Origin of the sequence: Actinomadura sp. CNU-125 (assembly GCF_001942465.1) — a bacterium.
Lineage (GTDB): Bacteria > Actinomycetota > Actinomycetes > Streptosporangiales > Streptosporangiaceae > Spirillospora.
This window is the reverse complement of the sequence record NZ_MKJY01000005.1, coordinates 18,758-29,445: the sequence shown is the minus strand read 5'-3', so window position 1 is coordinate 29,445 and position 10,688 is coordinate 18,758. Positions and strand designations below refer to the sequence as shown.

11 protein-coding genes and 1 pseudogene are annotated in these 10,688 nt (G+C 73.2%); 9 read left to right on the top strand and 3 right to left on the bottom strand.

The window, feature by feature from the left end; genetic code table 11:
• Positions 1-666, bottom strand: a 666-nt coding sequence (locus tag BJF79_RS00830) for a hypothetical protein (RefSeq protein WP_410050016.1), incomplete at its 3' end; no start/stop codon positions are given.
• Positions 667-736: 70 nt separating this feature from the next.
• Between BJF79_RS00830 and BJF79_RS57835 the strand changes: the two genes are divergently transcribed.
• From BJF79_RS57835 to BJF79_RS00795, 9 genes and pseudogenes are all read left to right on the top strand, one after another.
• Positions 737-946: a hypothetical protein gene (locus tag BJF79_RS57835; protein WP_262401330.1), complete on the top strand. Its 210-nt coding sequence runs from the start codon at positions 737-739 to the stop codon at positions 944-946.
• On the top strand, positions 907-1,533 hold the full coding sequence (locus BJF79_RS57830) for an enoyl-CoA hydratase/isomerase family protein (RefSeq protein ID WP_262401329.1): 627 nt from the start codon (positions 907-909) through the stop codon (positions 1,531-1,533). The genes BJF79_RS57835 and BJF79_RS57830 overlap by 40 nt, the downstream gene beginning before the upstream one ends.
• The gene (locus BJF79_RS57825) at positions 1,517-1,762 is read left to right on the top strand and encodes an enoyl-CoA hydratase/isomerase family protein (protein ID WP_262401328.1); all 246 of its coding nucleotides are present in this window, start codon (positions 1,517-1,519) and stop codon (positions 1,760-1,762) included. Before BJF79_RS57830 ends, BJF79_RS57825 begins: the two co-directional genes overlap by 17 nt.
• Positions 1,763-1,821: 59 nt before the next feature.
• Positions 1,822-2,109: pseudogene (locus BJF79_RS66335) on the top strand (acyl-CoA dehydrogenase family protein); the annotation flags it as partial.
• A gap of 62 nt (positions 2,110-2,171) precedes the next feature.
• Positions 2,172-2,903, top strand: coding sequence for an acyl-CoA dehydrogenase family protein (locus BJF79_RS00815; protein WP_075894553.1), 732 nt, complete (start codon positions 2,172-2,174; stop codon positions 2,901-2,903).
• A 2-nt stretch (positions 2,904-2,905) separates the two neighbouring features.
• The gene (locus tag BJF79_RS00810) at positions 2,906-4,195 is read left to right on the top strand and encodes an acyl-CoA dehydrogenase family protein (protein ID WP_262401327.1); all 1,290 of its coding nucleotides are present in this window, start codon (positions 2,906-2,908) and stop codon (positions 4,193-4,195) included.
• A complete protein-coding gene (locus tag BJF79_RS00805) occupies positions 4,176-5,468 on the top strand; it encodes a cytochrome P450 (protein WP_075894556.1) in 1,293 nt (430 codons plus the stop codon). Before BJF79_RS00810 ends, BJF79_RS00805 begins: the two co-directional genes overlap by 20 nt.
• Complete coding sequence (locus BJF79_RS00800) at positions 5,465-5,653, top strand: ferredoxin (RefSeq protein WP_075894552.1); 189 nt, start codon at positions 5,465-5,467, stop codon at positions 5,651-5,653. The genes BJF79_RS00805 and BJF79_RS00800 overlap by 4 nt, the downstream gene beginning before the upstream one ends.
• A gap of 413 nt (positions 5,654-6,066) precedes the next feature.
• Positions 6,067-7,692 (top strand): GMC oxidoreductase, encoded by a 1,626-nt coding sequence (locus BJF79_RS00795; protein ID WP_075894551.1) that lies wholly within the window; start codon positions 6,067-6,069, stop codon positions 7,690-7,692.
• A 70-nt stretch (positions 7,693-7,762) separates the two neighbouring features.
• Here BJF79_RS00795 and BJF79_RS00790 read toward each other — a convergent pair whose 3' ends face one another.
• Entirely contained in the window at positions 7,763-9,457 is a 1,695-nt protein-coding gene (locus BJF79_RS00790) for a class I adenylate-forming enzyme family protein (RefSeq protein ID WP_075894550.1), read from the bottom strand.
• Positions 9,458-9,489: 32 nt separating this feature from the next.
• Positions 9,490-10,686, bottom strand: a complete 1,197-nt coding sequence (locus BJF79_RS00785; RefSeq protein WP_075894549.1) for a MaoC family dehydratase N-terminal domain-containing protein — start codon at positions 10,684-10,686, stop codon at positions 9,490-9,492.
• Between the last annotated feature and the right edge of the window lie 2 nt (positions 10,687-10,688).

The following is a 10,688-nucleotide window of genomic DNA, read 5'->3' as shown; positions in this document are numbered from 1 at the left end:
CGAGCGCCGCCATGGCGGCGCGGCCGCGGGGCTCGGCGCGGTCGAGCACCACGGAGCGGTGGCCCGCGTGCAGGAGGCGGTAGAAGCCCGGGTCGCCGCGGCGGGCGCCGTCCGGGCGCCGACGGCGTGTCCACCTTCCACGACGCGCGAGCCCGCGAGCCCGAGCAGGTGCGCGCACAGCGGCCCCGCCCACAGCGCGCTGAAGTCGACCACGAGGAGCCCCTCGACGGGACGCGGGGTCAGCGGGGACGGGACGGGCGGGCGGCGCGTCCGTTCGACGGGACCGGCCGCGACGCCGAGCAGTTCCGCGCGTTCGGCCAGTTCGGCGCCGGGGTGCGCGCGCAGCCACGCGGACACGGCGGGCCACGGGTCCGGCGGGAGCTCGGCACCGATCACGGCGCCGAGCAGCGCGGGGTCGTCGGGGCGGGCGCAGGACACGGCCGCCCATCCGTCGCGGTCGGCAGCAGCGCAGGAGCCCCCGGCCGAGACCGTGCCGCCGCGCCGGTGCCCGGTGAAGGCGGCGCGTTCGGCCAGCAGGCGCGGGCCGTCCACCGGGACCGGCAGCGTCGCCGCCAGCTCCCGCGCGTCCGGGCGCCGTGGCCCGGCGGCACCAGGGGCGGGCCGCCCGGACGTCCCGTCAGCGCGACCACGCCGCTCGCCGCCCACTCGACCTGCCCGGACATGCGCCGACGATACACTCTGCGCCCCTGCCCGATCTTGATCGAAAGGGAGCCCGGTGATCGTCTCGATCGAGGACCTCGCCGACGGCGCGGCGGGTGCGCCGCTGCTCGACCCGGACGGCGCCCCGTGCGACCCGCTCGTGGCCGTCGACCTGTCGGGCGGCACCCCGGCGGCGCGCGGACGGGCGGCGCGCGCGGCGCTCGACGAGATCGCCTCCTCGTCGGGTTGGGCGACGCCCCCGACCTCGCGGGCGCGCTCGACCTGACGCTCGCGACCGCCGATACGGGACGCGCGGGCGTGACCGTCGCCGACCCGGGGGAGCGGCTCGCGGCGATCGGCGCGGCCGTGGACGCGAACCCGCGCGCCGCGCTGGTGCTGCGCGAGGTGCTGCGGGCGTCCGAGGGCCTGCCGGTTCCCGCGGCCCTCGACGTCGAGTCGTACGCCTACTCAACGCTGCTCGGCGGGGCGGAGTTCGCGCGGTGGCTCCGCGCGCGGGGGCCGCGCCCCCTCCCGCCGGAGGCCGCCGAGCCCGTCCTGGTGGAGCGCGCGGGCGACCGCCTGCACGTGACGCTGAACCGGCCGGAGCGACGCAACGCCTACGGACGGCAGGTGCGCGACGCCCTCGTGGACGCCCTGCGGGTGGCGCTGCTCGACGACGGGGTCGACCGGATCGTCCTCGACGGGGCGGGGCCCGCGTTCTGTTCCGGCGGCGATCTCGACGAGTTCGGCACCGCGCCCGATCTCGCGACCGCCCACCACGTCCGGACGCGCGCCGTGCGGGCGGCGCGCTGCACCGGCTCGCGGACGCGCGGAGGTGCGGGTGCACGGCGCGTGCGTGGGCGCGGGCGTTGAGCTGCCCGCGTTCGCGGGCCGGGTGGTCGCCCGGCCGGACGCGGTGTTCCGGCTGCCGGAGATCGCGATGGGGCTGATCCCGGGCGCGGGCGGGACGGTGAGCCTGCCGCGCCGGATCGGGCGGCACCGCACCCTTTATATGGCGCTGACCGGCGAGGCGATCGGCGCGGACACCGCCCTCGCGTGGGGGCTGGTCGATGAGATCGCCGCGGCGGATCCCGTCCGCTGAAGCCTGCGGAGGCTTGCTCTAACTTAACGAGAATACTAATCTCGCGTCCGAGAACATTGATGTCGGCGTGCTCGTCCGGCCTGCTGTGGAGGTGGCGCTTGGTGGACCTGGCCTTCACCGACGACCAGGAGGCGCTGCGCGAGAGCCTCCTCGATTTCTTCGAGAGCGAGGCGCCTCCGGACGTGGTTCGCGCGGCCGAACCGCTCGGGTTCGATGCCGACCTGTGGCGCAAGGTCGTGGAGATGGGGCTCCCGGCGATCCCGGTGCCCGCCGAGCGGGGCGGGGGCGGCGCCGGGCTCATGGAGCTCGCCATCGCCGCCGAATGCCTGGGACGCACGCTGGCGCCGGTGCCGCTGATCGAGGCCGCCGCCGCGACCGCCCTGCTGGCGGAGGTCGCGCCGGACGGTCCGTGGAAGGGCGGCGGCCGTCGCGGGCGACCTGCTGCCGACGATCTCGCCGGCGCCCGGTCACCGGTGCCGCCGCCCGGCTCGTCCCGGCCGGGGCGGTCGCCGTCGTGGTCGTCGCGCTGCGCGGCGACGCGCTCGTCGCGGTCCCCGCGCGCCCGAACCGCCGGGCGCGGCCGTCCCGAACCTCGTGCCATGCCGGTCGCCGACCGCGCGCTGGACGACGGCGAGACGATCGTCCTCGCGGAGGGCCCGGCCGCCGTCGCCGCGCACGCGGGCGCCGTCCGCCGCTGGGAGGCGCTGACCGCCGCGGCGCTGACCGAGCTCGCCGCCCGGGCGCTCGAACTCGGCGTCGGCTACGTCACCGGACGCGCGCCTTCGGCATCCTCATCGGTGGATTCCAGACGGTCCAGCACCGGCTGGCCGACGACGCGACGGCGCTGGAGGGCGCGCGGCTGCTCGCCCGCAAGGCGGCGTGGGCGCACGACACCGGGGAGCCGGACGCGGGCGCCCTGGCGACGATGGCGCTGCTGTTCGCGGCCGAGACCGCGTTCACCACCGCCTCCGACAGCCTGCACATGCACGGCGGCTACGGCTACACCCTCGAATACGACGTGCAGCTGTACTTCCGGCGCGCCAAGGCGTGGCCGCTCGTGGCCGGTGACCCGCGCGCCGCCTACGCGGGCCTGCCGCGCCGCCTCTACGGCGATGCGGCCCCGACCACGGCAGGGGTGTGACGATGGATTTCCGCGAGTCCGACGAGCTGGCCGCGCACCGCGGCGCCGCGCGCGCCTGGGTCGAGGCGAACGTCCGGCCCGAATGGGTCGGGGAGCAGCGCCGCAGCGGCTGCCACCAGACGATGGAGCTGCACGAGCGGCTCGCCCGCGACGGCATCCTCGCCGCCGGCTGGCCGAAGGAGTACGGCGGCGGCGACGTCGACCCCGACTACGCGCGCGCCGTCTTCGACGAGTGCGCCCGCGCCGGCCTGCACTTCGACGGCTGGTCGACTACGTCGATGGTGCTGCACACGATCATGCACGTCGGCACGGAGGAGCAGAAGCTCCGGTACCTGCCCGGCGCGCTGCGCGGCGAGATCCTGATCGCCCTCGGCTACAGCGAGCCCGACTCCGGCTCGGACGTGGCGGCGGCGAAGACGACGGCCGTCCGCGACGGCGACGCGTGGGTCGTCGACGGCCAGAAGATGTTCACCAGCACCGCGCAGGTCTGCAGCCACGTGTTCGTCCTGGCCCGGACGAACCCGGACGCGCCCAAGCACGCGGGGCTGTCGCTGCTGCTGGTGCCGACGGACGACCCCGGCTTCGAGTGCCGCCCGATCTACACGCTCGGCGGCCAGGTCACCAACGCCACCTTCTATTCCGGTGTCCGCGTCCCGGAGACGGCGCTGATCGGCGAGGTCGACGCGGGCTGGAACGTCATGCGGGTGGCGCTGGTGTACGAGCGGGGCGTCTCCGGGCCCACGTCCGTCGACTGGTCGTTCGCCCCGGACCTCGCCGCGTGGGCGGCGGGCGCGCGCCGTCCCGACGGGACGGCCGTCCTGGACGACCCGCTGGTCGCCGAGCGGATCGGCCGGATCGCCGTCGAGGAGGAGGTCTCCCGGCTGCTGGGCGGCTGGATGAACTGGCACGCCGCGAAGGGCGGCGTCCCGGGCCCCGAGGGGTCCATGCGCAAGCTCTACTGGAGCGAGTCCGGGCAGCGTCACCTCGCCGACGCGCTCGACGTCCTCGGCGCCGAGGGCGTGCTGTCGCCCGAGCCCCGGACGCCCCCGCGGGCGGAGTGTTCGAGCACGAGTTCCGGGCCGCCGCGGTCACCACGATCTACGGCGGGACCAGCGAGGTGCTCCGCGACATCATCGCCGAACGGCACCTCGGCCTCCCGCGCAGCCGCCCGCAGGTCAAGCCGGCGCGGACGTCGGGCACCGGATGAGCGACCCCCTTTCCACCTCCGGAGGCCGGAACCCGGCCTCCGTCCTTCGAACAGGAGCGGATCCGATGGCGGACGACCTCGATAAAGCCGACTTCTTCCGGGGCGACGAGCTCAACGTCGACCCTTACCCGTATTTCGACGCGCTGCGCGGCAAGTGCCCGGTGACCCGCGAACCCAATCACGGCGTCATGATGGTGACCGGATACGACGAGGCCATCGAGGTGCTGCACGACTCGGAGACGTTCTCCTCGTGCGTCTCGGTGACCGGCCCGTTCCCCGGCTTCCCCGTGCCGATCGAGGGCGACGACATCACCGACCTGATCGAGGAGCACCGCGACAAGCTGCCGATGAGCGACCAGCTGCCCACGCTGGACCCGCCCGTCCACACCGCGCACCGCAGCCTGCTGATGAAGCTGATCACCCCGAAGCGCCTCAAGGAGAACGAGGAGCAGATGGGGCGGCTCGCCGACGGCCTGCTCGACACCTACCTCGACGGGACGGGCGGCGAGTTCATCCGCGGGTTCGCCGGGCCGTTCACCCTGCTCGTCATCGCCGACCTCCTCGGCGTCCCCGACGAGGACCTGCCGGACTTCCGCGAGCAGTTCAACCTGCAGGAGAACACCGGCACCATCGGCAGCACCGACGACATGAGCCTCGCGCACACGCCGCTGGCGTTCCTGTACGAGCGCTTCGCCGCCTACATCGAGGACCGCCGCCGGTCGCCGCGCGGCGACGTGCTCACCGGCCTGGCGAGCGCGACGTTCCCGGACGGCTCGACCCCCGAGCCGATCGAGTCGGCGAAGGTCGCCGCGAACCTCTTCGCGGCGGGCCAGGAGACGACTGTCCGGCTCCTCGGCACCGCGCTGAAGGTGATCGCCGAACGCCCCGACGTGCAGGCGTACCTGCGCGAGGACTACGGCCGCATCCAGAACTTCGTCGAGGAGACGCTGCGCCACGAGAGCCCGATCAAGGGCGACTTCCGGCTGTCGCGCGTCCCCACGACGATCGGCGGCGTCGACGTCCCCGCCGGGACCACCGTCATGGTGGTGAACGGGGGAGTGAACCGCGACCCCCGCAAGTTCGAGGACCCGGAGAAGTTCGACCCGGCCCGCGCCAACGCCCGCCACCACGTGGCGTTCGGGCGCGGCATCCACACCTGCCCCGGCGCGCCGCTCGCCCGCGCCGAGGGCCGCGCCGCGATCGAGCGGATCCTGGACCGCACGTCCGACATCCGCGTCTCCGAGAGCAAGCACGGCCCCGCGGACGACCGCAAGTACAAGTACGTCCCGACCTATATCCTCCGGGGCATCACCAGCCTGCACCTGGAGTTCACCCCGAAGGGGGGAGAGGCCCGATGAAGGTCACGATCGACGAGGACCGCTGCGCGGGCCACGGAGTCTGCTGCTCCACGTGCCCGGAGGTCTTCGACCTCAACGACGACGGCTACGCCGTCGTCCGCGTGCCGGTGATCCCCGCCGAGCACGAGGAGCGGGTGCACGCCGCCGTCCGCAACTGCCCGGAGCGCGCGATCACGGCCGAGTGAGACGACCACCGAGGCGGGGCTTTCCGGAATGATCCGGGAAGCCCCGCCTTCGTGTCGCCGCCCGCCGGGCGTGAGCCGTCCCAACGCCCGGCCGTGAAGCACCAGGTGCGCAAGCGCCTGCGCAGAACCGATTGTGTGCCGAAACAGTCTTTTATCGGCGATGCCTTCGAGGCTCCAGAATCCGGCTTGGTCGGATTATTCTCCTATAGCGGAATGTAATTCTCGTCTATCGAGAGTTGCACAATCCTTCCGTGTCGGCACGACGACGTGCTGGATCGGCGCCCGTTTCCGGAAGACCCCGGCCCTTCGCGGCCGCTGAGTCGCCGCGCATGAACGGAGACGCCCCGGCTCATCCAGCGGGACTCCCGCGCCCTCCCGCCCCGACCGGCATCGCAACGGACCTGGAGCACGCCATGAACGACAACACCCCTGCAGGAAACGCCGCCCCCGGAATCGATCGCAGGCGGCTGCTCGGCGCCGCCGCGGTCGGCGGGCTCGGCCTCGCCGCCGGCCTGCCGTCCGGGCGCGCCCGGGCCGCGACGAGCCCGTCCCGGGTCCCCGTCACCGAGCAGCGGGAGCGCGCCGTCGTCGTCGGGTCCGGCTTCGGCGGCGGCGTCACCGCGCTGCGGCTCGGCCTCGCCGGAGTGCGGACGCTCGTGCTGGAACGCGGACGCCGATGGGAGACCGGGCCCAACGCCGACACCTTCTGCCGCATGGCGAACATCGACGGACGGTCGTCTTGGCTGACGACCGAGAGCGGCATCCCCGGCGTCCCGGGCACGTGGGAGCCCTACACGGGCGTGATCGAGACCGTGCAGGGCGACGGCATGACCGTCCAGTGCGGCTCCGCGGTCGGCGGCGGCTCGCTGACCTACCACGGCATGACCCTGCAGCCGTCCGAGGCGGCCTTCGCCGCGTCCATGCCGACGATGGCCGACGACTACCTCGCGCTGAAGTGGTGGGCGTACCCGCTCGTCTCGCGGATGCTGCGGATCACGACCGTCCCCGACGACGTCCTGGCCGCCGACCCGTACCGGTCGTCGCGGCTGTTCCTGGACGTGGCGCCCGACGCCGGCCTGGAGACGTTCCGAGTGCCGCTGCCCATCGACTGGAGGTACGCGCGGGGGGAGCTGGAGGGACGGTACGAGCCGACCTACACCACCAGCGACCTGACCTTCGGGGTGAACAACGGCGGCAAGCACTCCATCGACGTCACTTACCTCGCCGCCGCCGAGGCGACCCGGCGGGTCGAGACCGCGCCGCTGCATGTGGTCCGTGACCTGTCGATGGACGGTCAGAAGCGCTGGGTCCTGGAGGTCGACCGCATCGACACCGGCGGTGTCGTGCAGGAGCACAAGCGCATCATCGCCGACGCGGTGTTCCTCAACGCGGGGTCGCCCGGCACGACCCGGCTCATGGTCAAGGCGAAGGCGAAGAACCTCGTGCCCGACCTGCCCGACGCCGTCGGTACGAAGTGGGGCAACAACGGCGACCGGATCTACGCCTGGGTCCAGATGGACGGCGACCCCGGACGGCCGCAGGGCGGCCCCGCGTGCGTGGGCGGCCGCGTGGCCGACAGCCCCATCCCGTACACGATCATCCACGCCGGGTCCCCCATGCTGCCGCCGGACGGCACGAAGATGATGACCGTGGTCGGGTACGGCGTCGTGAACCCGACCGGCACCTGGGCCTATGACGCCGCCGCCGACGATGCCAAGCTGACCTGGGACCCCGCGGGTGACGCCGACCTGCAGGCCCTGGTCCGCGCGCGGATGAACGAGATCGCCCGGGTCGGCGGCGGCATGATGATCGACAGCGACGCGGAGAAGCCGTCGACGTGGCACGCCCTCGGTGGCGTGCCCATGGGCGACGCGGTCGACGGCATCGGCCGCGTCCTCGGCCACCGCGGCCTCTACGTCCTGGACGGCGCCCGCATCCCGGGCTCCACCGGCGACTGCAACCCGTCCATGACCATCGCCGCCCTCGCCGAGCACAGCATGGCCGGCATTCTCCGCCAGGACCTCGGCAGCGTGTTCTGACCCGCAAGGGAAACGACGGCGTCCCCCTCTCCCGGCAAGTAGGGAGAGGGGGACGCCGGTTCCGGGGGAGTCAGCCGTTGCGCAGCCGCTCGGCGGCCAGCTTCCGCAGGTCGTCGGTCTTGATCTTCGAGCTGCCGGTGAGGGCGATGTCGTCCTCGGCGAAGAACAGCACGTGCCGCGGCACCTTGTAGCTCGCCAGCCGCTCCTTCAGGAAGGCGCGCAACTCCCCGGCGTCGCGGGACGCGCCGTCGTGCGGGACGACGCAGCCGACGACGACCTCGCCGAGGGTGTCGTGCGGGACGCCGACGGTGTGCGTCACCTTGACGGCGGGATGGGCGGCGAGCGCCTCGTCGACCTCGCGCGGCGACACGTTCGCGCCGCCCGTCTTGATGATGTCGGTGAGGCGGCCCGTCCAGAACAGCCGGCCGTCGGCGTCGAGGCGGCCGCCGTCGCCGGTGTGGAAGAACCCCTCGGCGTCGAGCGTCTCGTCGAGGGGCGTGCCGAGGTAGCCGAGCATCAGCGTGGGTCCCTTCACGCAGATCTCGCCGGCCTCCCCGCGCGGGACGACCACGCCGGTCAGCGGATCGACGACCTTGACCGTGTTGCCCGGGAACGGCACGCCGCTGCTGCCCGCGTGGACGTCGTCCGGCGTGTCCGCCGGATAGCCCGTCGTGATCGTGAACGTCTCGGTGTTGCCGTAGGCGTGGCCGGGCTCGAACCACTTCGACGACACGGTCGGGTGCTTCGCGAGCGGGGTGTCGAAGTCCACGAACCGGAGGCTGCTCAGGTCGGCTTCGCCGTAGCCGGACGCGCCTTCGAGCTGGGCCCACTGGTGCGGCCAGGCCAGCGGCATGTTGACCCGTTCGGCCTGCATCAGTTCGAGCGCCTCCTCAGGGTCGAACGTCGCCTGCAGGACGAGCGAACCGCCCGCGGCCAGGGTCGTCCCGATCGCCATGCCGAAGTTGCCGGACCAGAAGAACCCGTTCGCCGTCCAGCAGCGGACGCGGTCGTCCGGGCCGACCCCGTACATGCGGCGGAACCGCCACAGCTGGACGGCGATGCCGCGGTGGGCGTTCAGGATCCCCTTCGGCAGGCTCGTGGAACCGGACGAGAAGAACAGCGCCGCCGTGTCGCTCGGCCGCACGGCCTCGGCCGCCGCCTCGATCAGGTCGGGCGGTTCCGCGTCACCGCGCTGCAGGAACTCGTCCCACCCGGCGATCCCCGGGGCGGGTTCCCCGACCGCGGCGAGGTGCCGCAGCAGCGGGTACTTCGCCGACCGCAGCGGCACCGACGCCGCCTCGCCGATGCCCGGTTCCAGCCCGGTCAGGACGGCCGCGAAGTCCTTCCCCGCGACCGTCCGCTCGAACAGCAGGACCGACACGCCCGAAACGCGGAGCAGGTGGTCCAGCTCGGACGGCGTCGAGAACGTGCTGAGCGCGACGGCGACGCCTCCGGCGAGCGACGTCCCGAACACCGCCGCGAGCCATTCGGGACGGTTCGTCATGAGGACGCCGACGCGGCCGTCCTTCCCGACGCCGCACGCCCGCAGCGCGCGCGCCACCTCCAGTGCGCGGTCCCACAGTTCGGCGTACGTCCAGCGGACGTCGCCGTCCGCCGCGCGCAGGACGAGCGCCTCGCGCGCGGCGTACTCGGTCGTCACCGCGCGCAGGAACCCGGGCAGCGTCAGCGGCCCGAGGCCGGGTTCGTCGGCGAGCGGCGGGCCCGCCGCGATCGATGGGGGTGCGTTGATCGTCTCGGCGCCCATGGGGCATCTCCTCGGCGCTTCTCAGGGACGGGTCAGAGCGGGAGTTCGATCTCGGCGGTGCAGCTCACCAGCACACCGCCCTGCTGGTCGGTGAGGCGCAACTCGACCTGGACGAGCGGCACACCCCACGCCGTCTCGCGCTCCTTGCCGCTCACCTCGGCGTCGAAGTAGGTCGCGTCGCCCTCGAACGCGGGCCCGCGGAAGTCGGCCTTGGAGTGGCGGACCATGCCGTCGTTCCCGGCCCAGTAGGCGAGGTAGTCGGTGCACCAGGCGCCCATCGTGGCGCCGTAGCCGTAGGCGCGCGCCATCCCGACCTCGCTCGCGCGGTCGGCGTCGATGTGCCCGCGGGACGGCCCGACGTACAGCCCGTCGCGCTTGCGCGGGTCGATCTCGGCGCCCTCCTCGTCGAAGGCGAAGTCGGCGCCCCAGCCCGGGTCCTGGTTGATCCAGGGGTCCTCGACGCCTTCGGGCGCGACCCAGCCGAAGGTGCCCCAGATGTTGAACAGGAAGGCCCGGTACTCGGTGGTGAAGGTCGCGATGCTGTGCGGGCCGATGACCCGGCGCGGCAGCCGGTCGCCGACCTCGACCTCGTCGAAGCGGGGCGAGACGCCCGCCCGGTTCGACAGGATCCAGTCGTGCCGCACCTTCGCGACCTCGTCCAGCTCGGCCTGCGTCCAGCGCTTGATCTCGCCGAGCCGGTTCTCGTACATGCCGCGCTTGCGCGCCTCGGCGGACAGGTAGCGGATCGCGGTCGAGCGTTCCTTCGCCACGAGGTGCCCGTGCTGGTTCGTGTGGGTCGTGTCGCCGCGAGAGAACATCGTGGGTCCGGCGAACTTGGTCTCCGCGACCTTGTAGTCGTGGAACCGGCGCTCCTGGTACAGCTTGTCGCCGGGACGCACGCGGGCCCCGTAGAACCACCATTCCTCGCCGCCGAAGATCAGGTGGCTGCCGGGGATGTGGCCCACGCAGGCGGGCTGCGCGCCGTGCCCGTAGTCCAGGCCCACCGCGATGGACTGCGGCGCGACGATCCCGCCGAACTCCGACTCGCGCGCGAACTTCTCGTTCCAGTGCAGCGGGTTGGGATAGTCCATCGCCATGACCCAGCGGCGGATGTCGGAGGCGCTGCACGGTTCCCACAGCTGCGCGCCGCCGACCGGCTTGCCGACGCGGTGCTCGACGTCGGACAGGTCGAGTTCGGTGATCTCCGGTTCGCTCGGATCCGTGGTCACTG

What these genes read in the sequence shown, in the direction of transcription:
- BJF79_RS00810 (WP_262401327.1), top strand. Translation starts at nt 2,906, where the DNA reads ATGGATTTCCGCGAGTCCGACGAGCTGGCCGCGCACCGCGGCGCCGCG.
- BJF79_RS00805 (WP_075894556.1), top strand. Translation starts at nt 4,176, where the DNA reads ATGGCGGACGACCTCGATAAAGCCGACTTCTTCCGGGGCGACGAGCTC.
- BJF79_RS00800 (WP_075894552.1), top strand. Translation starts at nt 5,465, where the DNA reads ATGAAGGTCACGATCGACGAGGACCGCTGCGCGGGCCACGGAGTCTGC.
- BJF79_RS00795 (WP_075894551.1), top strand. Translation starts at nt 6,067, where the DNA reads ATGAACGACAACACCCCTGCAGGAAACGCCGCCCCCGGAATCGATCGC.
- BJF79_RS00790 (WP_075894550.1), bottom strand. Translation starts at nt 9,457, where the DNA reads ATGGGCGCCGAGACGATCAACGCACCCCCATCGATCGCGGCGGGCCCG.